General features: G+C 65.8%; 18 protein-coding genes. 10 read left to right on the top strand and 8 right to left on the bottom strand.

Going from position 1 to position 21,661, the window contains the following annotated elements:
• The first annotated feature begins 16 nt into the window (after positions 1-16).
• From LFL96_RS03930 to LFL96_RS03915, 4 genes are all read left to right on the top strand, one after another.
• On the top strand, positions 17-1,177 hold the full coding sequence (locus LFL96_RS03930; protein ID WP_280998244.1) for an ABC transporter substrate-binding protein: 1,161 nt from the start codon (positions 17-19) through the stop codon (positions 1,175-1,177).
• Between the two features lie 292 nt (positions 1,178-1,469).
• Entirely contained in the window at positions 1,470-2,666 is a 1,197-nt protein-coding gene (locus tag LFL96_RS03925; RefSeq protein ID WP_280998242.1) for an efflux RND transporter periplasmic adaptor subunit, read from the top strand.
• A gap of 16 nt (positions 2,667-2,682) precedes the next feature.
• Complete coding sequence (locus LFL96_RS03920) at positions 2,683-5,886, top strand: efflux RND transporter permease subunit (protein ID WP_280998241.1); 3,204 nt, start codon at positions 2,683-2,685, stop codon at positions 5,884-5,886.
• Positions 5,887-5,995: 109 nt separating this feature from the next.
• Positions 5,996-6,256: a hypothetical protein gene (locus LFL96_RS03915; protein WP_280998240.1), complete on the top strand. Its 261-nt coding sequence runs from the start codon at positions 5,996-5,998 to the stop codon at positions 6,254-6,256.
• A gap of 58 nt (positions 6,257-6,314) precedes the next feature.
• Here the strand turns inward: LFL96_RS03915 and LFL96_RS03910 are convergent, their stop codons facing one another.
• From LFL96_RS03910 to LFL96_RS03885, 6 genes are all read right to left on the bottom strand, one after another.
• On the bottom strand, positions 6,315-7,466 hold the full coding sequence (locus LFL96_RS03910) for a Gfo/Idh/MocA family oxidoreductase (RefSeq protein WP_280998238.1): 1,152 nt from the start codon (positions 7,464-7,466) through the stop codon (positions 6,315-6,317).
• 50 nt (positions 7,467-7,516) lie between these two features.
• Complete coding sequence (locus tag LFL96_RS03905) at positions 7,517-8,566, bottom strand: sugar phosphate isomerase/epimerase (RefSeq protein ID WP_280998236.1); 1,050 nt, start codon at positions 8,564-8,566, stop codon at positions 7,517-7,519.
• Between the two features lie 26 nt (positions 8,567-8,592).
• Positions 8,593-9,555, bottom strand: a complete 963-nt coding sequence (locus tag LFL96_RS03900; protein WP_280998234.1) for a substrate-binding domain-containing protein — start codon at positions 9,553-9,555, stop codon at positions 8,593-8,595.
• A 193-nt stretch (positions 9,556-9,748) separates the two neighbouring features.
• Positions 9,749-10,762: an ABC transporter permease gene (locus LFL96_RS03895; protein WP_280998232.1), complete on the bottom strand. Its 1,014-nt coding sequence runs from the start codon at positions 10,760-10,762 to the stop codon at positions 9,749-9,751.
• The gene (locus tag LFL96_RS03890; protein ID WP_280998230.1) at positions 10,743-12,230 is read right to left on the bottom strand and encodes a sugar ABC transporter ATP-binding protein; all 1,488 of its coding nucleotides are present in this window, start codon (positions 12,228-12,230) and stop codon (positions 10,743-10,745) included. Before LFL96_RS03890 ends, LFL96_RS03895 begins: the two co-directional genes overlap by 20 nt.
• Positions 12,231-12,233: 3 nt before the next feature.
• Complete coding sequence (locus LFL96_RS03885) at positions 12,234-13,280, bottom strand: LacI family DNA-binding transcriptional regulator (RefSeq protein ID WP_281000543.1); 1,047 nt, start codon at positions 13,278-13,280, stop codon at positions 12,234-12,236.
• Positions 13,281-13,612: 332 nt separating this feature from the next.
• On the opposite strand from LFL96_RS03885, the gene LFL96_RS03880 reads away from it, so the two are divergent.
• The 4 genes from LFL96_RS03880 (at position 13,613) to LFL96_RS03865 (ending at position 16,759) form a co-directional block, all read left to right on the top strand.
• Complete coding sequence (locus tag LFL96_RS03880; RefSeq protein WP_280998229.1) at positions 13,613-14,266, top strand: protein-L-isoaspartate O-methyltransferase; 654 nt, start codon at positions 13,613-13,615, stop codon at positions 14,264-14,266.
• Between the two features lie 16 nt (positions 14,267-14,282).
• Complete coding sequence (locus tag LFL96_RS03875) at positions 14,283-14,606, top strand: rhodanese-like domain-containing protein (RefSeq protein ID WP_280998227.1); 324 nt, start codon at positions 14,283-14,285, stop codon at positions 14,604-14,606.
• Between the two features lie 13 nt (positions 14,607-14,619).
• Positions 14,620-16,176 (top strand): TolC family outer membrane protein, encoded by a 1,557-nt coding sequence (locus LFL96_RS03870; protein ID WP_280998225.1) that lies wholly within the window; start codon positions 14,620-14,622, stop codon positions 16,174-16,176.
• A 100-nt stretch (positions 16,177-16,276) separates the two neighbouring features.
• Entirely contained in the window at positions 16,277-16,759 is a 483-nt protein-coding gene (locus LFL96_RS03865) for a DUF2844 domain-containing protein (protein WP_280998223.1), read from the top strand.
• Positions 16,760-16,960: 201 nt separating this feature from the next.
• Here the strand turns inward: LFL96_RS03865 and LFL96_RS03860 are convergent, their stop codons facing one another.
• A complete protein-coding gene (locus LFL96_RS03860) occupies positions 16,961-17,287 on the bottom strand; it encodes a hypothetical protein (protein ID WP_280998221.1) in 327 nt (108 codons plus the stop codon).
• Positions 17,288-17,358: 71 nt separating this feature from the next.
• On the opposite strand from LFL96_RS03860, the gene LFL96_RS03855 reads away from it, so the two are divergent.
• Positions 17,359-18,411, top strand: a complete 1,053-nt coding sequence (locus LFL96_RS03855) for a DUF3443 family protein (RefSeq protein WP_280998219.1) — start codon at positions 17,359-17,361, stop codon at positions 18,409-18,411.
• Positions 18,412-18,584: 173 nt separating this feature from the next.
• Here the strand turns inward: LFL96_RS03855 and LFL96_RS03850 are convergent, their stop codons facing one another.
• Positions 18,585-19,916 (bottom strand): aspartate aminotransferase family protein, encoded by a 1,332-nt coding sequence (locus LFL96_RS03850; protein WP_280998217.1) that lies wholly within the window; start codon positions 19,914-19,916, stop codon positions 18,585-18,587.
• A gap of 370 nt (positions 19,917-20,286) precedes the next feature.
• Here LFL96_RS03850 and urtA point away from each other — a divergent pair, with 370 nt between their 5' ends.
• Positions 20,287-21,585 (top strand): urea ABC transporter substrate-binding protein, encoded by a 1,299-nt coding sequence (urtA, locus tag LFL96_RS03845; RefSeq protein ID WP_280998215.1) that lies wholly within the window; start codon positions 20,287-20,289, stop codon positions 21,583-21,585.
• Positions 21,586-21,661 lie beyond the last annotated feature (76 nt).

The raw sequence follows: 21,661 nt of genomic DNA, 5'->3' as shown, positions 1-21,661 counted from the left end.
CTACGGAGACCTCCCGATGACGTCGCATAACAACAGCATCCGCGGCCTGGCCGCTCTCGGCGCGCTTTTGCTCGCCACCGCCGCGCACGCCGACATCAAGGTCGGCATCGATCTGTCGAGCACCGGCCCAGCCGCCGTGATCGGCATCACCAGCAAGAACGCGATGCTGAACTGGCCGGCCACCATCGCCGGCCAGAAAGCCGACTACATCTTTCTCGACGATGCGTCCGACCCCGGCATCGCGGTGCGCAACATCCGCAAGCTGATCAACGAGGATCACGTGGACGTGATCGTCGGCCCGAACATCACGCCCGCAGCCATGGCGGCGCTCGATCCGGTCGCCGAAAGCCAGACGCCGATGATCACGCTGATCGGCTCGGCCAGCGTGGTCGAGCCGCAGGAAGGCAAGAAGGTGTGGGCCTACAAGATGGCGCAGACCGACAGCGCGATGGCCGACGTGATGACGCGCTACATGTCGAACCACAACGTGAAGACGGTGGGCTTCATCGGTTTCGCGGACGGCTACGGCGAAAGCTGGCTCAACGAGTTCAGCAAGTTCGCGGCGTTGCGCCACATTCAACTGGTCGCGACGGAGCGCTACAACCGCACGGATGCAAGCGTCACCGGGCAGATCCTGAAGCTGATGGCCGCGAAGCCGGACGCGATCCTGATCGCCGGCGCGGGTACGCCGACGGTGTTGCCGCAGCGCACGCTGATCGAACGCGGCTATAAAGGGCCGATCTACCAGACGCACGGCATCGCCACGCCGGAGTTCATCAAGCTCGGCGGCAAGGACGTGGAAGGCACGCTGTTCCCGACCCAGCCGGTGGTCGTCGCGCGCACGTTGCCGGCCGATCATCCGGCGAAGAAGGCGGCGCTGGCCTTCACCACCGGGTACGAAGCGAAGTACGGCGCGGGCAGCGTCACGCAGTTCGCGGGCGATGCAGCTGGCGTCTATCCGCGTTTGCAGGATGCGGTGGCGCGCGCGCTGAAGACGGCGCAGCCGGGCACGCCGGCGTTCCGCGTCGCGTTGCGCGACGAACTGGAGCACGCGCATGAGCTGGTCGTGCCGAACGGCGTGGTGAATACGAGCCCGAAGGATCACGTCGGGCTGGATCAGCGCGCGAGCGTGATGGGGATCATCAAGAACGGCCAGTTCGTTTACCTCAGCCAGTAAAGCGCCGATAGCGATAACCGAAGCGACGTGATGCAGCGCCGGGTACATGCCCGGCGTTTTTCGTTTCCGGGGTCTTGAACGCGCCCGCTATTCGCGCAACCCATTCGGGAGGCGCATCGCACGCAAGCTGCGTGTACCATGCTGACGGCCAGCTTGCGGTGAGCGCGAGCCGAGGCCCCTGTATCGAACCGATTGACCGAACCGATTCCGATTCCATGCGCACGCGCGGCGTCCCGCCTCCACGAGATGCGACCCAACGTGCGCCAGTGCCGTGAAGTCCGTCAGACCGCGCATGCTCAAAACCAGAAAACGCATTCTCATCGCCGCCGTCGTCGTCATCGTGATGCTCGCCATCGCGATCGCGCAGGCTATCCGCAAACGCAGCGCGCCCGCCGCCGCTGCCGCGCAGCCCGCTGCGTCGATCGTCGAATTCGCACCCGACGACCTCACCACGGTCAGCCGCCGCACGCTCTCGGAAACGCTGCCGCTGACCGGCTCGCTGCGCGCGATCACGCAGGCCGCGGTCAAGTCGAAGGTTAACGGCTCGGCGCTCGACGTGCTCGTGCGCGAAGGCGACGCGGTCAAGACCGGCCAGATCCTTGCGAAGATCGACGCCCGCGATTATGTTGCCCGTGCCGAGCAAAGCCGTGGCCAGATGGCAGCGATGGCCGGCCAGCTCGACATCGCCAGACAGACGCTCGACAACAACCGCGTGCTGGTCCAGAAAGGCTTCATCTCGAAGAACGCGTTCGACACCGCGCAAAGCCAGTACGAGATCGCGCGCGCGAATCTCGACGCGGCGCGCGCGGCGCTCGCGTCCTCCAATCTCTCCCTCGACGACACCGTGGTCCGCTCGCCGCTCGACGGCCAGATCGCGACGCGCTCGGTCGAGCCCGGCGAGAAAGTCACCGTCGACACCAGGCTGTTCGACGTGGTCGATCTGCGCGCGCTCGAACTGGAAGCGCCGGTGCCGGTCGGCGAAATCGGCCGCGTGCGGATCGGCCAGCCCGTGAGCATCGCGTTCGACGGTATCGACACGCCGGTGCAAGGCGCGATCACGCGCATCAATCCGGCCGCGCAGCCGGGTTCGCGCTCGATCATGGTGTACGTGCAGGTCGCCAATCCGGCGGGCACGTTGCGCGTCGGCATGTTCGGCACGGGCACCATCTCGGTGGGCAGCCGCCCGAACGTGCTGGTGGTGCCCGCCGACGCGGTGCGCACCGACGGCGCACGTCACAGCGTGTATGCGCTGGTCGGCGGCAAGCTCGTCGAGCAGCTCGTCCAGACCGGCGCGACCGGCGATGCCGACAACGCCACGTGGACCGAAATCACCGGCGGCGCGCTGAACGCCGGCGAGCAGATCGTGAAGAACAATCTGGGTTCGTTGCGGATCGGCAGCACCGTGCATGTGGTGCAGCCGGCATCGGCATCGGCATCGACGGCAGCGGCCGCGGCGGCGCCCGCCTCCCCGGCCGCCGGCCAGCACTGAGCGGAGCCACTCGCCTATGTGGTTCACCCGCATCAGCATCGGCAACCCGGTGCTCGCCACGATGATGATGATGGCGCTGCTCGTCATCGGTCTGTTTTCCTATCAGCGGTTGAAGGTCGACCAGTTTCCCGACATCACCTTCCCGATCGTGGTCGTGCAGACCGCGTATCCGGGCGCGTCGCCGGAATCGGTCGAATCCGACGTCACGCGCAAGATCGAGGAAGCGGTCAACACGATCAGCGGCATCGACCAGATCACCTCGCGTTCCTACGACGCGCAAAGCGTGGTGATCGTGCAGTTCGATCTGTCGGTGGATGCGGTGCAGGCCGCGCAGGACGTGCGCGACAAGATCGCGCTGATCCGCCCCGATCTGCGCGACGGCGTGAAGGACCCGCGCGTGCTGCGCTACGACCCGGCGGATACGCCGATCGTGACGGTGGCGGTATCGAACGCGCCGGGCGCCACGTTGTCCACGCGCGACCTCACCACCGTCGCCGATCAGATCGTGCGCAAGCGGCTCGAAACCGTGCGCGGAGTCGGCTCGGTTTCATTGGTGGGCGGTGTGAAGCGCCAGGTGCAGATCGACGTGAAGCCTGAAAAACTGCAGGCGCTGTCGATCGGCGTCGATCAGGTGATCCGCGCGGTGCAGAACGAGAACCAGGAGATTCCAGCCGGCCCGCTCACGTCGAGCAACATCGAACAGACGGTGCAGGTGAAGGGCCGCTTCGACAAGCCGGACGACTTCAAACGCATCATCGTCGCGCGGCGCGGCGCGCAATCGGCGATTCCGACCGCGAGTTCGGCGACGCAGCCGGTCACGCTCGATCAGGTCGCCGACGTGGTGGACGGCCAGCAGGAACCGGACAGCACCGCGCTGCTGAACGGCCAGCGCGCGCTGTTCGTGTCGATCATCAAGGCGCAGGGCGAGAACACCGTCGACGTCGCGCATGGCGTGCGCGACGAGGTTGCGCGCTTGCAGCCGCTGCTGCCGCCCGGCGTGAAGCTCGACATCACCGACGATTCGTCGACCGGGATCGAGGACAGCGTCAACGAAGTGAAGCGCACGCTGCTCGAAGGCGCGCTGCTCACCGTGCTGATCGTGTTCCTGTTCCTCGGTTCGTGGCGCAGCACGGTGATCACCGGCCTGACGCTGCCGATCGCGCTGATCGGCACCTTCGCGGTGATGTACGCGTGCGGCTTCACGATCAACGTGATTACGCTGATGGCCCTGTCGCTGTGCGTCGGTTTGTTGATCGACGACGCGATCGTGGTGCGCGAGAACATCGTGCGGCACGTGCAGCTCGGCGCGGACCATCGCACGGCCGCGCTCGACGGCACGAAGGAAATCGCGCTGGCCGTGCTCGCCACCACCTTCTCGATCGTCGCGGTGTTTCTGCCGGTGGGTTTCATGGGCGGCATCATCGGACGGTTCTTCCATCAGTTCGGCATCACCGTGGCGGCCGCCGTGCTGATCTCGATGTTCGTGTCGTTCACGCTCGACCCGATGCTGTCGTCGATCTGGCCCGACCCCGATCTGCACGATGCCGATACCGGCCGCAAGGGCTACCGCTACGGCCGTCTGATCGAGCGTTCGCTGCATCTGTTCGACCGGCAGATCGATCACCTCACCGCGTTCTATCAGCGGCTGCTCGGCTGGTCGCTGCGGCATCGCGCGATCACGCTGGTGGTGGCGGCGGTGACCTTCTTCGGCAGTCTGTTTCTGGTGCCGTTCGTCGGTACCGAGTTCGTGCCGAATGCGGACTTCTCCGAAACGCAGATCGGCTTGAACACACCGGTGGGCACGTCGCTCGACGCGACCTCGGAGAAGGTCAAACAGGTGCAGGCGATTCTCGCGACCTATCCGGAAGTGCGTTTCAGCTACGCGACGGTCAACTCCGGCAATACGCAGGGCAAGAACACGGCGCTCATCACCGTACGGCTGAAGGACCGGCGCGACCGCTCGCGCGGCGTGCTCGAACTGAACGAGGCGTTTCGTGCGCGGCTCGCGTCGGTGGCGGGCGTGACGGTCACCGAGATCGGCATGGCGGACGGCGCGGGCAGCACCAAGGCGATCCAGTTGAGCCTGCAGGGCGACAACATCGACGAATTGCGGCGCCTGTCCGACACGGCGCAGGCGTGCATGGCGAAGATTCCGGGCCTGGTGGATCTCGATTCGAGCCTGAAGGCGGACAAGCCGATCGTCGCGATCAACGTGAAGCGCGAGCTGGCATCGGACCTCGGTGTGGGCGTCGCGGACATCGGCACGGCGCTGCGGCCGCTGCTCTCCGGCGACGCGATCAGTACGTGGCGCGCGCCCGACGACCAGGACTACGACGTCAGCGTGCGCTTGCCGCGCGACCAGCGTCAGGATGTCGACGACCTCGCGCGGCTGATGATCGCCACCAACCGCACCGATTCGAACGGCGCGCCGGTGCTGGTGCCATTGCGGCAGATCGCCGACATCGTGAAGACGACGGGACCGGACGTGCTGAACCGGCGCGACCTGCAACGCGAAGTCGAGCTGTCGGCGAACGTGAACGGCCGCTCGCCGGGCGAGGTAGCCGCCGACGTCGCGAAGACGCTCGACGCGATGAACCTGCCGGCCGGCTATCACTACCGCTTCGAAGGCTCGACCAAGAGCATGAACGAGTCCTTCGTCTATGCGGTGGAGGCATTGGCGCTGGCGGTGATTTTCATCTACATGATTCTTGCGTCGCAGTTCGCGAGCTTCGCGCAGCCGCTCGCGATCATGGCGTCGCTGCCGCTGACGCTGATCGGGGTGCTGGTGGCGTTGCTGCTGTTCGGCAGCACGTTGAACATGTTCTCGATCATCGGTTTCGTGATGCTGATGGGGCTGGTGACCAAGAACGCGATTCTGCTGATCGACTTCGCGAATCAGGCACGGCGCGGCACGCTGCTGGATGCGTCGGGCAAGGGTCGCAGAATGGAGCGGCGCGAGGCGTTGCTCGAAGCGGCGCGCGTGCGGCTGCGGCCGATCCTGATGACCACGCTGGCGATGATCTTCGGCATGCTGCCGCTCGCCGCCGCGCTCGGCGAAGGCGGCGAGCAGCGCGGGCCGTTGGGACAGACGGTGATCGGCGGCGTGATTACGTCGTCGATTCTGACGCTGGTGGTGGTGCCGGTGGTTTATACGGTGCTGGAGGATTGGGGGGCATGGGTGCGGCGGAAGTTGTCGCGGAAACCGGGCGAGGAGGCGTGAGTCGGCGCGGGCGCCCATGTGCCGACGACCGGCTCGACCGTGGTATCAGGCACGCGGCGTCGGCGAACTTGCTAAAGTAGCAGTCTTTCCCCACCCGCAGTCCCCCACCATGCGCACCACCCGAGCCATCCATGCCGTCGAGCGGCTGAAAACCCGCAGCGGCAATCCGCAGTTTGCCGCAATCAGTCTGTCCGGCGGCTTGTTCTATCTGGTCGACAAATCGAGCGGCACCGACAGGAAAGTCTCCGACCCACTCACGCTCGACGACTTCGTGAAATTCGTCGATGCATTCGGTCCGCAGAAACCGCGCAAGGCCAGCAAGCTCGATCTCGCGTTCGAAGAGCAGATCAAGAAAAGCAAGGGCGGTTGAGATCGTTCACGGCGCCTGAATTACATTTGCCTAGCGTTAGCCACGGTCAGCACCGCGTTCAAGCGCCACCTATCTCCCGCCACTGCCCGTTCGCTGCGCTGCTCGCCAGCATCGCATCGATAAAGCGCAGCCCGGCGACACCATCGTCCACGGTCGTCAGCAGCCCACTTTCAGCGGGCGGCGCACGTCCCGCATCCAGCGCTTCGATCTGTAGCGCCGCATCCTTATACAACTGCGCGAACGCTTCCAGATAACCCTCTGGATGCCCCGCCGGCACGCGCGTCGCGTGCGCGGCCACCGCGCTGTTCAAGCGCCCGCGCGTCAGGCGCTCGCTCGCGCCACCCAGCGGCGTGAACCACAACTCGTTCGGCTGCTCCTGATCGAACGCGAGACTCCCCTTCGTGCCATACACGCGCAACCTCAACGCATTCTCCGCGCCGCTCGCCACCTGGCTTGCCCACAGCATCCCACGCGCGCCGTTCGCGTAACGCAGCATCGCCTGCACGTGATCGTCGATGCGACGTCCCGGCACGAAGGTATGCACCTCCGCCGCGAGCGACGACGGCGTAATCCCCGTGACGAATGCCGCGAGGTGATACGCGTGCGTGCCGATGTCGCCGAGACAACCGGCCGGTCCCGCTAACGCCGGGTCCGTGCGCCACCCCGCCTGCTTGTTCGTGCCGCTCGTTTCGATCGGCTCGGCCAGCCAGTCCTGCGCGTATTCCACCTGCACCACGCGGACCTCGCCAAGCTTGCCCGCTTCGATCAGCTCACGCGCGTGACGCACCATCGGATAGCCGGAGTACGTATGCGTCAGCGCGAACAGTCTGTTTTTCTCGCGCGCAAGTTTCGCCAGCGCTTCGCCTTCCGCGAGCGAGATCGCCAGCGGCTTGTCGCAGATCACGTGAATCCCGGCTTCGAGAAACGCGGTCGCGACCGGTGCATGCAGATGATTCGGCGTGACGATCGCGACGGCATCGATACCGTCGTCGCGCGCGCTTTCGGTTCGCGCCATCTCGTGCCAGTCGGTGTAGCTGCGCGCGATGCCGGCTTCAGCGGCACTCGCCTGCGCGCGCCGCGGATCGGACGACAACGCGCCCGCCACCAATTCGAATCGATCGTCGAGCCGCGCCGCGATCCGGTGCACCGCGCCGATGAACGCGCCTTGTCCGCCGCCGACCATGCCCAGCCTGAGCTTGCGTTGTTGCATTGCCTACGCTCCCTGACTCCGTATCCCGCCGTCGAGCCATACGTACACCCTCAAATCCCCAGCAGCCGCCTAAGCTCCCCGGCATCCACCCCGCTCCCCGCGAAATCGTCGAACGCATGCTCGGCCACGCGGATGATGTGCCGCCGTATGAATTCCGCGCCCTCGCGCGCGCCGTCATGCGGATGCTTCAGCGCGCACTCCCACTCCAGCACCGCCCAGCCGGGAAAATCGTATTGCGCCATCTTCGAGAAGATCGCACCGAAATCGACCTGCCCGTCGCCGAGCGACCGGAAGCGTCCCGCGCGTTCGACCCAGCCGCTGTATCCGCCGTACACGCCCTGTCGCCCGTTCGGCCGGAACTCCGCGTCCTTCACATGGAACGCCTTGATCCGTTCGTGATAGAGGTCGATGAACGCGAGATAGTCGAGCTGTTGCAGAACGAAGTGACTCGGGTCGTACAGAATATTCGCGCGCCGGTGCTGCTTCACCGCGTCGAGAAAACGCTCGAAAGTCACGCCGTCATGTAGATCCTCGCCCGGATGCAACTCGTAGCACACGTCGACGCCGGCATCGTCGAACGCATCGAGAATCGGCGTCCAGCGGCGCGCGAGTTCGTCGAACGCGGCTTCGACGAGACCCGCGGGACGCTGCGGCCACGGATACACATAAGGCCACGCCAGCGCGCCGGAAAACGACACATGCGTGTTCAACCCCAGCCGCCGCGACGCCTTCGCGGCCAGCTTCAACTGTCCGATTGCCCACTGCGTGCGCGCCGCCGGATCGCCACGCACGTGCGGCGCGGCGAAGCCGTCGAACAGCGCGTCGTAAGCGGGATGCACCGCGACCAGTTGCCCTTGCAGATGCGTCGACAGTTCGGTGATCGTCACGCCCGCGTTTTCCGCGGTCTCGCGCAATTCGTCGCAATACGTCTGGCTCGCGGCCGCCTGTTCGAGATCGATCAGACGGGCATCGCACGGCACCTGGATGCCCTTGAAGCCGAGACCCGCCGCCCACTGCGCGAGATGCGCGAGATCGTCGAACGGGGCTTCGTCGCCCATGAACTGAGCCAGAAAGATCGCCGGGCCCTTGATGGTTTTCATCGTACGGTTTCCTTGAACAGCCGCGCTCAGAACGGCGAGTCCGGGAAATAGAACTGCTGCGCGTTTTCCTTCGTGATCAGCACCGACGGAATGATCGTCGTGGCCGGCAGCTTGTCGCCTTTCAGACGCGCTTCGGCGGTGAGCTTGATCGCGTCGTAGATGAATTTCGGCGAGTACGAGACGTCGGCCTGGATCATCGGCGCGCCGTCCATCACGTTCTTCACCATGCCCTTCGACCCCGCGCCGCCGAACACGATCTTGATGTCGGTGCGTTTGGCCTGTTCGATCGCTTTCAGCACGCCGACCGCCATGTCGTCGTCGGCGGCCCACACCGCGTCGATGTGCTTGAAGCGCGTCAGGTAGTCCTGCATCACCTTGAACGCGTCGTCGCGATTCCAGTTCGCGTACTTGGCGTCGAGAATCTTCATGTTCGGATAGTTCTTGATCACGCCGGTAAACGCGGTCCAGCGTTCGTTGTCGAGCGTGGTCGGAATGCCGCGCAGCGCGACGATGTCGCCCTTGCCGTCGAGCGCCTTCGCCAGATACTCGGCGGGGATCTTGCCGAACGCGGTGTTGTCGCCCGCCACATACGCATCCTGCGCGCTGGTGTCGGTCAGGCCGCGATCCACCACGGTCACGTACACGCCCTTCTTCTTCACCTGCGCGACGGGTTGCGTCAGCGACGCCGACTCGAACGGGAAGATCACCAGCGCGTTGATCTTGTTCACCGTCACCAGATCCTGCAACTGGTTGGCCTGCTCGGGCGAGTTGGCCGCGGTCTTCACGATCACCTTCAGGTCGGGATGGGCTTTCTCCAGATCGGCCTTCGCCTTGTTCGCCCACCAGACGATGCCGCCGGTAAAGCCGTGATCGGCCGTCGGAATCGCGACGCCCAGCGTAACCTTGTCGTCGGCGCGCGCCACGCCCGCCGTGCCTAGCATTCCCAACGCCAGCATGCCGGCGCCGACCGCTCGAATGATCTGTTTCATCTCGTGTCTCCGATCTCGTCCAATCTGGTTGCATGATGAGGCGTTCGTGCGCCTCGCTTTTCGAACCTGCTTATCGAGCCTGCTTATCGAGCCTGCTTATCGAGCTACAGCTTTTCGAACCACGCCATCCATTACATTCAAAACCTGCCCCTACTCTCCCGCCTCGCCGCGCACCCTCCACGCCGCAAAAAAACTATCGCCGTCCGCGCTGTACGAACGCGACGAAGATAATCACCACGCCCTGCACCGCCGCGTTCAGATACACGCTGATGATGCTGGTGAGATTCAGAATATTGGCGATCACCGACAACAGAATCGCGCCGATCACCGTGCCGATCACGCGCCCTTCGCCCCCCTTGAGCGCCGTGCCGCCGACCACCACCGACGCGATCGCCTCCAGCTCCCACAGCAATCCCGTGGTCGGCGTGGCCGAGCCCAGACGCGGCACATAGAGCACGGTGGCGACGCCCACGCAGATGCCGAGCAGCACATACGTGACGATCTTCACGGTATCGACGCGAATCGCCGCGTAGCGCGCGACCTGTTCGTTGGAGCCGATCGCCTGCACGTGACGGCCGAACGCGGTGCGATTGAGGATCAGCGCGCCGCCCGCCGCCACCACGAGAAACACCCAGATCGGCACAGGCACGCCGAAGAGGCTCGCGTAGTAGACCGGTCCATATAAATCCGACAGCGAGTTATCGAGCGTCAACGCGCCGCCGTCGGCGAGCCAGGTGAGCACCGCGCGAAAGATGCCCAGCGTGCCGAGCGTGACGATAAACGGCTCGATCCGTCCTTTGGTGATCAGCAGGCCGTGCGCGCAGCCGAACAGGCCGCCGAGCACGAGCGCGAAGACGATCCCGAGCGTGAGAATCAGCAGCGGTGCGAGCGTGTGCCCGCCGACGCCCGCCGCGAGCGCATTCATCAACCAGATCATGCTGCCCGCGATCAACGCCGCCATCGACCCGACCGACAGATCGATGCCGCCGGAGATAATCACGAAGGTCATGCCGACCGCGATGATGCCGATGAACGATGTGCGCGTCAGCACGTTCATCAGGTTGTCGAGCGTCGCGAAATCGCGGTTGAGCAGCGTGCCGATCACGCACAGCGCGATCAGCCCGACCAGCGGCCCGAGCGCATACAGTCGATGCGCGAAGCGCAGCGCGCGGCCGGATTGCACGGCTTCAGTGGGTGCCGGTCGCATGGGCGATCAACTCCTCTTCGGTCAGATGATCGAGCGTCAGCGTCGCTTGCAGACGCCCCGCGCGCATCACGGCGACGCGGTGGCACAAGCCGATCAGCTCGATCAGTTCGGATGAAATGACGATCACCGCGCGGCCCTGCGCGGCAAGCCGGTGAATCAGAAAGTAGATGTCGCGTTTCGCGCCGACATCGACGCCGCGCGTCGGCTCGTCGAGCACGATCACCTGCGGATCGGGTTGCAGGAACTTGGCGAGCGCGAGCTTCTGCTGATTGCCGCCGGACAGCATGCGCGCGCGGCTCGACAGGTCGCCGGTGCGGATGCCGAATTCGCTCACCGCTTTCGTCAACGCCGCGCGGCCCGCCTTCATGTCGAGCAGCGGATGCGCGTAGCGTTCGAGCGTCATCAGCGTGACGTTGTCCTGCAGGCTCAGGTTCACGTGCAAGCCCTTGCCCTTGCGGTCCTCGCTCAGATACGTGAGACCGTGGCGCATCGCATCGCGCGGGCTTTTCAGATCGACGGGACGGCCCGCTATGTCGATGCGGCCCGCCGTGCGTTTGCGCAGGCCGATCAGCGCCTCGAACGCCTCGGTGCGGCCCGCGCCGACGAGCCCGGCGAAGCCGAGCACTTCGCCGGCGCGTACGTCGAAACTCAGGTCGTCCACCCAGCCGGGCACGCTGAGACCCGCCACCTTCAGCGCGAGCGGCGCGTCGGCGGGTACTGTGAGCTTGTCGGGGAACATGTCGGAGACGTCGCGCCCGACCATCAGATTCGCCATCTGCTGACGCGCGAGGCCCGCCGTTTCGCCGCGTGCGACGAAGCGGCCGTCGCGCATCACGATCACTTCGTCGGTGATGCGCTCGACCTCGTCGAGCTTGTGCGAGATATAGACGATGGTCACGCCGTCGGCCTTGAGCTTGGCCATCAGCGCGAACAGGCGCTCGGTCTCGGACGGCGTGAGCGTGGCGGTGGGCTCGTCCATGATCAACAGACGCGCCTGGCGCGACAGCGCCTTGGCGATCTCGACCATCTGCTTTTCCGCGACGATCAGCTCGCGCACCTTCGTGTCCGGCGTCTTCGAGAGTCCGACTTCGGCGAGATAGCGCGCGGCTTCGCCACGCATCGCCGCATCGTCGACGAACCAGCCGCGCCGCTTCTCGTGACCGAGGTACATGTTCTGCGCGATGCTCAGATGTTCGGCGAGATTGAACTCCTGGTGGATCAGCACGATGCCCTGCGCTTCGGCATCGCGCGAACCCGCGAACTGGCGCGCGTGACCGTCGACCAGCACCGCGCCCGAGGTCGCGCTTTCATAGCCCGCGAGGATTTTCATCAGCGTGGATTTGCCCGCGCCGTTCTCGCCGAGCAAGCCGTAGATGCGCCCCGGCGCGAGTTCGAAACTCACGCCGTGCAGCACGCGCACCGGCCCGAAGTCTTTGCGGATGTCGTCGAAACGGATCGCGAGGCTCATGCTTCACGCACTCCCGCGAATCACGAGCCGATGCGGCAGCAGCACGCCCGGCACGTGCGCCAGCGGATTGGCGAGCCGCTGCAGCAGCAGGCGCGCGGCGGTCTCGCCGAGCTCGCGCATGGGTTGCGCGATGGTCGTGAGCGGCGGGTCGATCTGCGCGGCGAGCGAGATGTCGTCGAAGCCGATCACGGCGACGTCGTCCGGCACCCGCTTGCCGACGCTGCGCACGCCGTGGATCGCGCCGATCGCGAGCGTGTCGGATACCGCGAAGATCGCGCTCGGCGCGTGCGGCGGCAACATCAGCGTGGCGGCCGCCGAGGCGCCCGCGCCGTAATCGAGTGTATTCAGGTTCATGCGCCAGCCCGGGTCGGGCACGATGCCCGCGCCGGTCAGCGCATCCAGATAGCCCTGCTGCCGCTGCTGCGCGTACAGATAGTCGATGTCGGAATTGATCAGGCCGATGCGCCGGTGGCCGCGCGCGAGCAGATGCCGCACCGCATCGCCCGCCGCCCGGTAGTTGTCGATGCCGACGTAGGGCACGCCCATCGCCGGATCGAATTCGCAGCACGCGACCCACGGCAACGCGCCGGATGCGTCGCCGAGCGCCTGCTGGATCGTCGCGGGGTCGAGGCAGATCGCGCCGTCCGCGCGGCGGCGCCGCAGCAGATCGAAGTAGCTGCGCTCGCGCCCGGCATCGGCGCCGGTGTCGCACAACAGCATGAAGTAGCCGTGCTGACGCGCGACGCTGTCGATGCCGCGCACGATCTCCGCGTAAAACGGATTGCCGACGTCCGGCACCATGGTCAGCAGCAGGCGGCTCTCGGCGGTGCGCAGATTGCGCGCGAGTTCGTTGACGCGATAGCCGCTGGCGTCGATCGCGGCGAGCACCTTGTCGCGGGTGGCCGGCCGCACGTTCTCGTGACCGTTCAGCACGCGCGACACCGTCGCCACCGAGACCCCGGCCTGACGCGCCACGCCGGCGATGGACCGGTCATCGGCCGAGGGGCGCGGCGGCTCGACGCCGGCGAGCGTTCGCGCTTCGGCCGGCACGGCGGGGATCACCTTGGACGACGGTTTGGACAATGTCGATTCGCCAGCAAAATGTAATCGATTACATTTTTGGGCGATAAAAGCCCGAACCGCAAGGACGGATCGCTAGGGATAAACACGGGGGCGGCACGTTGGCGCGATGGGCGCGCGGCGGCCGCCGCCCTGCCCGCGAGGGCGCGACGCGTCATCCTCATTTGGTACAATCCCGCAGTTACCCTGCCGGGCCCAACGAGGGTTCACCTCGCGGGCGGCGCAGCCCCGCGCAGCCGGGTCGCAACCGCACGGGCCGCAACCGCGGGCCAGAATCGCCCAACCACACTGCCGAATCCACCATGAACATCGAGCAAGCGCGTTTCAACATGATCGAACAGCAGATCCGCCCCTGGGAAGTGCTCGACCAGGACGTGCTGAATCTGCTCTCGATCGTCAAGCGTGAGAATTTCGTCCCCGCCGCCTACCGCGAACTGGCCTTCGTCGATTTCGAAGTGCCGCTGCCGGCCGGCCAGCACATGCTGGCGCCGCGCATCGAAGCGCGCGTGCTGCAGGAGCTGGCGGTGAAGAAACACGAAAGCGTGCTCGAAATCGGCGCGGGTTCGGGTTACATGGCGGCGCTGCTCGCGCACCGCGCGCAACATGTGCTGACGGTGGATATCGAACCGGAACTGGCCGAACTGGCCAAGAGCAACCTGACCGCGAACGGCGTGCTGAACGCCGAAGTCGCGACCGGCGACGCGTCGCGCGGCTGGGCCGGCGCCGCGCCGTACGACGTGATCTGCGTGTCGGGCGGCCTGCCGGTGCTGCCGCAGGAAATCCTCGAACACCTGAAGGTCGGTGGCCGTCTGGCGGCCTTCGTCGGCACCGCGCCGGTCATGAAGGCGCAGATCATCACGCGTATCGACGAAAAGCAGTTCCGCATTGCCGACGTGTTCGAAACCTATGTCGAACCGCTCGTCAACGCGGTGCAGCCGTCGCGTTTCAAGTTCTGATCCGGATTCCCCGCCGATGCAAAACCTGACTGCTCCCGCGCTCGCCGAATGGCTGGCCGATTCGACGCGCCCCGCGCCCGTGTTGCTCGACGTGCGCGAGCCGTGGGAAATCCAGACGGCGTCGATCGCCGGCGCCGTATCGATTCCGATGCGCGAGATTCCCGCGCGCAGCGAGGAACTCGACGACGACGCGCAGATCGTCTGCGTATGCCATCACGGCGCGCGCAGCGCCCAGGTCGCGATGTTCCTCGAATCGCGCGGCCACACGAACGTGTTCAACCTGCAAGGCGGTATCGACGCGTGGTCGCGTCAGGTCGATCCGTCCGTTCCGACCTACTGAGCCCACCGCCGCGATGATGCGCCTCCGGGTGCCGGTCTTCGCGGCCGCGCTGGCGCTGGCATCGGGCGGCGCATTGCATGCGCCGCCAGCCCACGCCGTCGGCCTCTCCCAGCTCTACGACGAAGCGCTCTCCAGCGACGCGCAACTGCAAAGCGCGCGCGCCGCGCTGGCCGCGAACAGCGAGGAATTGCCGCTCGCGCGCGCCAAGCTGCTGCCGCAGGTGTCGGCTTCGCTGAACGGCAGCCGGCAGAGCACGGACTTCGGCGGCGGCTTTCCGTCGTCGTACGGCAACAGCAGCGGTTACACCATTTCGCTCACCCAGCCGCTGATCCATGTGGATAGCTGGTACGGCTATGCGCAGGGCAAGCTGGCGGTGGAGTCGGCCCAGGCGTCGTTCGCGCAGGCCCGCCAGGATCTGATCGTGCGCCTCGGGCAGGCTTACTTCGATGCGCTGTCCGCGCAGGATAGTCTCGCCATCGCGCAGTCGCAGAAGGCGTCGATCGCGCAGCAGCTCGAATCGGCGAAGCGCTCGTTCGAAGTCGGCAACACCACCATCACCGACACCAACGAGGCTCAGGCCAAATACGATCAGGCCGTCTCGCAGGAAATCGCCGCGCGGAACGACCTCGCGGTGAAGCTGGCGGCGTTGCAGCAGATCGTCGGCCATCCGGTCGAGAAGGTCGACGGCCTCGCCGCCGGTGCGCCGTTGCCGCCGCCCGTGCCCGCCGACATCAACCAGTGGACCGATACCGCCAGCGACGCCAACTACCAGGTCGTCATCAAGCAGATCGCGCTGTCCACCGCGCAGCGCGAAACCTCTAAAGCGAAAGCCGGCCATCTGCCGACCGTCGATCTGGTCGCGAGCCGTTCGCGCAGCAGCCTCGGCGCGGCGGGCGCGGGCAACTTCGGCGGGAATTTCGGCGGCGGCTTCGGCAGCGGCGCGGAAACGCCGTCGGCGGCCACGCCCGCGCTGGCCGCGGAACTCGGCAATCTCGGCTCGTCGTACACGAACAGCACGATCGGCGTGCAGATCACGATTCCGCTGTTCGCCGGCGGCGCGACGCAAAGCCGCGTGCGCCAGACGCTCGCGCTGGAAGACCAGGCCGCCGCCGATCTCGACACCGCCCGGCGCAACGCGGCGCTCTCCGCGCGGCAGGCGTTTCTCGGCGTGGTGAGCGGGCTTGCGCAGGTGCGGGCGTTGCAGACCGCCGAGCGGTCGGCGAACACGTCGCTCGAATCGAATCTGCTCGGCTACCAGGTCGGCGTGCGGATCAACATCGACGTGCTCAACGCGCAGGACCAGCTGTTTTCCGCGCGACGCGATCTGGCGAAGGCGCGGTATGACACGCTGGTGAACAGTCTCAAGCTGAAGGCGTCGACCGCCGCGCTGACCGATCAGGACGTGCTGCAGTTGAGCGCGTTGCTGTCGCCGGTGGATGACGGGGCGTTGACCGCGCTGCCGCAGGTGCCGACGGTGCCGCACCCCGGGGTGGCGGCGAAAGGCGCGGCGGGCAAGCTCGGACGACGGGCGATGCCGAATGCGCCGGCAGGCGCACCCGGCCATCCCTAGCAGACGCTTGCACTACTTCGCACAGCCAATTCGGAAACTTCGTACGGTTTCCTGACGGATACGCAGGCACCATGCTCCGACCTTTTTTCGGAGCCTGTTGATGAAATTCGTGAAGATCGCGCTCGCGATCGTAGCCATCTCGCCCTGCGCGGCCTATGCGGTGTTAGGCGGCGCGCCCGGCGCCGGCACGCCAGACAACGCCAGCGGCGCGACAGCGCGCTCGATGCTGCAATCCGCTTCCGCCCGCAACGCCGCCGCGCCTGCCGCTGCCACCGCCTCCTACACGTTGCGCGAGACGTCCGGCGCGGACGGCGTGACCATCCATGAATACGTGCTGCCCGGCAACGTGGTGTTCGCCGTCACCTGGCAAGGTCCGGTGCGGCCGGATATGAGCGCGCTGCTCGGCAGTTATTTTCCGAACTTCGTCGATGCCGGCGCGAAGCGTGCGCACGGCATCGGTCCGATGGTCGAGCACAACGGCGATTTTCACATCGAATCGGCGGGACGCAATGGCCACTTCTTCGGCAAGGCCTATCTGCCACGTCTCGTTCCCGCCGACGTTCGCATGGATCGACTGCCATGACACAACACGCGGACCCGATCGATAGCATCAGGATGACGGCACTGGGCAAGGCGCTGTGCGGCGCGCTGCTGACGGCGAGCATGACGCTCGGCGGTTGCGGCGGCGGGAGTGGCAACGCCGATAACGGCGATAGCGCGGCGAGGAATAACGGCGCGGCGGTGCCGGTGAAGCCTGCGTCGGAGACGGCGGCGACGGCGACGCCTAGCCCTGCTCCGGCACCAAGTCCGGCACCGACACCGGCACCAGCGCCAACTCCAACTCCGGCTCCGACACCAACTCCGACTCCAACCCCAACGCCAACGCCAACGCCAACGCCAACTCCAACACCAACTCCAACACCAACTCCAACTCCAACACCAACACCAACACCAACACCAACACCAACACCAACACCAACACCAACACCAACACCAACACCAACACCAACACCAACACCAACACCAACACCAACACCAACACCAACACCAACACCAACGCCAACCCCAACGCCAACCCCAACGCCAACCCCAACGCCAACTCCAACTCCAACACCCACTCCAAGCCCCAACGCCAACACCACCCCCATCACCGTCGAGCGCTGGACCGGCAACTTCGCGAACATGCCGTACGTCACCGTCACGATCTGCCTGCCTGACGCGCAGCGCAGCGACCAATGCACGACGGTCGACCACATGCAGCTCGACACCGGCTCGGTCGGCATTCGCGTTCTCGCGAGCGCCTTGGGCCCGGCGCTCGCCGCCCGCCTGCCGTCGCAGACCGGCGCGACCGACGACCCCACCGGCAGCGCCCCGCTCGCCGAATGCGCGGTGTTCGGCTCCGGCTACACGTGGGGGACGATCCGTCGCGCGGATGTGACGATCGGCGGCAAGTCGGCCGGTAACCTGCCGCTGCAGGTGATCGCGGACGGCCGCTATCCGGCGCCATCGGACTGCAGATCCCGCGGCGTGACCGATCTCGGCACGGCCGCCGACATGGGTGCGAACGGCGTGCTCGGCATCGGCCCGGCCACGCGCGACTATCCAGCGGCGGCGCAAGCCGTGCTGGCCGCGGGCTATTACTACTGCGGGTCGGCAGGCTCCTGCAGCAACACGCGCGTACCGCTCGACACGCAGGTCGCGAACCCGGTCGCCAACTTCACGTCGGACAACAACGGCACGATCATCCGCTTGCCGTCCGTGCCGCCAGAAGGTTCGTTGAGCGTGACAGGCACGCTGGTGTTCGGCATCGGCACGCAGCAGAACAACACGCTGCCGCCAAACCTGAACATCCTCGCGCTCGACCCATACGGCTATTTCCCGACAACGTACAAAGGCACGCGCTACACCAGCGCGATCGACAGCGGATCGAACGCGAACCTCTTCTACGATGCCACCGTGCCGTATTCGGGCTGGTGGTACATGCCGGTCACGACGCTCAGCCTGTCCGCGATCCTGAGCGGCGTCGACAGGACCGCCACGCCCGTCACCGTGCCCTTCACGCTGGCCAACGGCTGGACGCTCCGGTCGAACGGCAACGTCGCGTATGACAGCCTCGGCTCGCCGTCCGCGGGAATGTTCGTGTGGGGCTTGCCGTTCTTCTTCGGCCGCAGCGTCTACACGGCGATCGGCAATGTGCCGGCCGGCAAACAGCAGGGTGCGTTCATCGCGTTCTGAAGCGGTCCGATGCCATCCATCGGATCATGAAAAAAGGCCGGCGTCGCCAGGACGCCGGCCTTTCTGCTTTCCCGACGATCCGTGTGCGCGGTCGAGTTGGCGTGCGCGGCATCAGCCGGCGAACCGCGCATCATCCATCACGCGCCACGGACCTGCCGCGGGCATCGATCGACTCAATCCGTCTCCCGCAACACCTGCGCGACGGTGGTGAAAATCTCGTCGATCTGTGCCTCGTCGATAATCAACGGCGGCGAAAACGCCAGGATGTCCCCCGTATACCGTGTCAACACCCCCTTCTGGAAGCAGCGCACGAACACGTCGTACGCACGTGCGCCCGGCGCGCCCGCGCGCGGCGCCAGTTCCACGCCGCCGATCAGGCCGAGGTTGCGCACATCGATCACATGCGGTTCGCCGCGCAGCTTGTGGATCGCGTTCTCGAACACAGGCGCCATCCGTGCGGCCCGCTCGAAAAGCTGCTCGCGCTCGTACAGATCGATGGTCGCGCAAGCGGCCGCGGTCGCGATCGGATGTCCCGAGTACGTATAGCCGTGAAACAGCTCGATACCGGCCGGCGCGCCGTTGACGATCGAATCGTGCACCTTCGCGCTCGCCGCCACCGCGCCGAGTGGCGCGGCCGCGTTGTTGGTGCCCTTGGCCATGGTCAGCAGATCGGGCGTCACGTTGAAGTACTGCGCGGCGAACGGCGTGCCGAGCCGTCCCCAGCCGGTGATGACCTCGTCGAAGATCAGCAGCAGGCCATGCTTGTCGCAGATCTCGCGCAAGCGCTGCAGATAGCCTTGCGGCGGAATCAGCACGCCGGTGGACCCCGCCACCGGCTCGACGATCACGGCCGCGATCGTCGATGCATCGTGCAGCGTGACGAGCCGTTCCAGTTCGTCGGCGAGATGCGCGCCCCATGCAGGCTGCCCTTTTGAAAACCCGGCCTCCTTGATATTCAGCGTATGCGGCAGGTGATCGACCGCTGGCAGCAGGCCGCCGGAAAACGCCTTGCGGTTCGGCGCGATGCCGCCGACCGAAATCCCGCCGAAGCCGACGCCGTGATAGCCGCGTTCGCGTCCGATAAAGCGCGTGCGCTGCCCCTCGCCGCGCGAGCGGTGATATGCAAGCGCGATCTTCAGCGCGGTATCGACCGCTTCCGAACCCGAGTTCACGAAGAAGATGTGCTTCAGATCGCCCGGCGTGTGCCGTGCGATTTTAGTGGCCGCCTCGAAGGCGACCGGGTGTCCCATCTGGAAGGTCGGCGCGAAATCCATCTCGGCGGCCTGCGCCTGCACGGCGGCGACGATCTCGTCGCGGCAGTGGCCCGCGTTGACGCACCACAGGCCGGCGGTGCCGTCGAGAATGCGGCGGCCGTCGTGCGTCGTGTAGTACATCCCTTTCGCGCTCGCCAGCAGGCGGGGCGCGCTCTTGAACTGGCGGTTGGCGGTAAACGGCATCCAGAACGCCGACATATCGGGCGGCGTGACGCTGGCGCGCTCATTCATGTGTGTCTCCTCACGTAGTGGGACTTCCAGTGTAGCCACAGCGCCGCGCATGCACAAAGGGGCAGCGGCCATGCACCGTCGATGCCCGCTGGCGGATACGCACGCTTCGTTGCGGCGCGGCACGCACAGGAACGAGGCGGCGCTCCGGATCGTGCACCAGTTTCGCGCCGCTCGCCGACTTCATTACGCATAACTGACTGCCGTCCGGCCGCGTCACGGCGCGCCATCCGCGATGCATCGGTCGAAACGACCACATGGCATGTGCCTTGCAGTACACAAGCGGCAAGTCATGCGGGATAAGCCTCGCTGGCCGAAATCGACGCCCATAAAAGTCACCATCACAGTCACCATCCATGGCAAGGGGAAGCACATGAAACGTCGCAGTCTGTTGAAGTTCGGTTCCATGTCAGGCGCGCTCGCGCTGGCGGGTCGGGTCCCGTTCGCGCAAGCGCAGTCCGACAGCGGTCCGATCAAGGTGGGGATTCTGCATTCGCTGTCGGGCACCATGGCCATCTCGGAGACGTCGCTGAAGGACACCGCGTTGATGACCATTTCGGACATCAACAAGAACGGCGGGGTGATGGGTCGCCAGATCCAGCCGGTGGTGGTCGATCCGGCGTCGAACTGGCCGCTGTTCGCCGAAAAGGCGCGTCAGCTCATCACCCAGGAAAAGTGCTCGGCCGTGTTCGGCTGCTGGACTTCGGTGTCGCGCAAATCGGTGCTGCCGGTGTTCGAGGAACTGAACGGTCTGCTGTTCTACCCGGTGCAATACGAAGGCGAGGAAATGTCGCGCAACGTGTTCTACACGGGCGCCGCGCCGAACCAGCAGGCGATCCCCGCCACCGAATATCTGATGAGCGCGGAAGGCGGCGGCGCCAAACGTTTCTTCCTTCTGGGCACCGACTATGTGTACCCCCGCACGACCAACAAGATTCTGCGCGCGTTCCTCAAGTCGAAAGGCGTGCAGGATGCCGACATCCAGGAGGTCTACACACCGTTCGGCCATAGCGACTACCAGACCATCGTCGCGAACATCAAGACCTTCTCGCAAGGCGGCAAGACCGCGGTGATCTCGACGGTGAACGGCGACTCGAACGTGCCGTTCTACAAGGAACTCGGCAACCAGGGACTGAAGGCGACCGACGTGCCCGTGGTCGCGTTCTCGGTCGGCGAAGAAGAGCTTCGCGGCATCGACACCAAGCCGCTGGTCGGCAACCTCGCGGCATGGAACTACTTCATGTCGGTGCGCAATCCGGAGAACACGAAGTTCAAGGCGATGTTCGCGAAATGGGTGAAGGACAACAACCTGCCCGGCGGCGACAAGCGCGTGACGAACGACCCGATGGAAGCGACCTTCGTCGGCATTCACATGTGGAAGCAGGCGGTCGAGAAAGCGAAGAGCGCCGATGTCGACAAGGTCCGCGTGGCGATGATCGGCCAGAGCTTCAACGCGCCGTCGGGCTTCGTGCTGACGATGGACGGCAATCACCATCTGCACAAGCCGGTGATGATCGGCGAAGTGCGCGCCGACGGTCAGTTCAACGTCGTGTGGCGCACCAAGACCGCGATCCGCGCGCAGCCGTGGAGTCCGTTCATCGCGGGCAATTCGAGCAAGCCGGATGTGGTCAGCTCGATTCCCGACTTCCTGCGCCGCCGCCGCGTGGCGTGAGTTGCGGACCCGGTCGCCGGTCCGGGCGCTGATCGCGTTGCGCACTGAGTTGTCAACCGCGTCGCCGACCGGGTTA

The organism is Paraburkholderia sp. D15 (assembly GCF_029910215.1).
Classification (GTDB): Bacteria; Pseudomonadota; Gammaproteobacteria; order Burkholderiales; family Burkholderiaceae; genus Paraburkholderia.
The sequence above is the reverse complement of the archived record's forward strand: the minus strand, read 5'-3'. Positions and strand labels throughout refer to the sequence as shown.

Coding starts and splice junctions, on each gene's coding strand:
- urtA (WP_280998215.1), top strand. CDS start 20,287: ATGAAACGTCGCAGTCTGTTGAAGTTCGGTTCCATGTCAGGCGCGCTC.
- LFL96_RS03870 (WP_280998225.1), top strand. CDS start 14,620: ATGATGCGCCTCCGGGTGCCGGTCTTCGCGGCCGCGCTGGCGCTGGCA.
- LFL96_RS03920 (WP_280998241.1), top strand. CDS start 2,683: ATGTGGTTCACCCGCATCAGCATCGGCAACCCGGTGCTCGCCACGATG.
- LFL96_RS03880 (WP_280998229.1), top strand. CDS start 13,613: ATGAACATCGAGCAAGCGCGTTTCAACATGATCGAACAGCAGATCCGC.
- LFL96_RS03895 (WP_280998232.1), bottom strand. CDS start 10,762: ATGCGACCGGCACCCACTGAAGCCGTGCAATCCGGCCGCGCGCTGCGC.
- LFL96_RS03905 (WP_280998236.1), bottom strand. CDS start 8,566: ATGAAAACCATCAAGGGCCCGGCGATCTTTCTGGCTCAGTTCATGGGC.
- LFL96_RS03925 (WP_280998242.1), top strand. CDS start 1,470: ATGCTCAAAACCAGAAAACGCATTCTCATCGCCGCCGTCGTCGTCATC.
- LFL96_RS03910 (WP_280998238.1), bottom strand. CDS start 7,466: ATGCAACAACGCAAGCTCAGGCTGGGCATGGTCGGCGGCGGACAAGGC.
- LFL96_RS03865 (WP_280998223.1), top strand. CDS start 16,277: ATGAAATTCGTGAAGATCGCGCTCGCGATCGTAGCCATCTCGCCCTGC.
- LFL96_RS03915 (WP_280998240.1), top strand. CDS start 5,996: ATGCGCACCACCCGAGCCATCCATGCCGTCGAGCGGCTGAAAACCCGC.
- LFL96_RS03930 (WP_280998244.1), top strand. CDS start 17: ATGACGTCGCATAACAACAGCATCCGCGGCCTGGCCGCTCTCGGCGCG.
- LFL96_RS03900 (WP_280998234.1), bottom strand. CDS start 9,555: ATGAAACAGATCATTCGAGCGGTCGGCGCCGGCATGCTGGCGTTGGGA.
- LFL96_RS03890 (WP_280998230.1), bottom strand. CDS start 12,230: ATGAGCCTCGCGATCCGTTTCGACGACATCCGCAAAGACTTCGGGCCG.
- LFL96_RS03850 (WP_280998217.1), bottom strand. CDS start 19,916: ATGAATGAGCGCGCCAGCGTCACGCCGCCCGATATGTCGGCGTTCTGG.
- LFL96_RS03855 (WP_280998219.1), top strand. CDS start 17,359: ATGCCGTACGTCACCGTCACGATCTGCCTGCCTGACGCGCAGCGCAGC.
- LFL96_RS03875 (WP_280998227.1), top strand. CDS start 14,283: ATGCAAAACCTGACTGCTCCCGCGCTCGCCGAATGGCTGGCCGATTCG.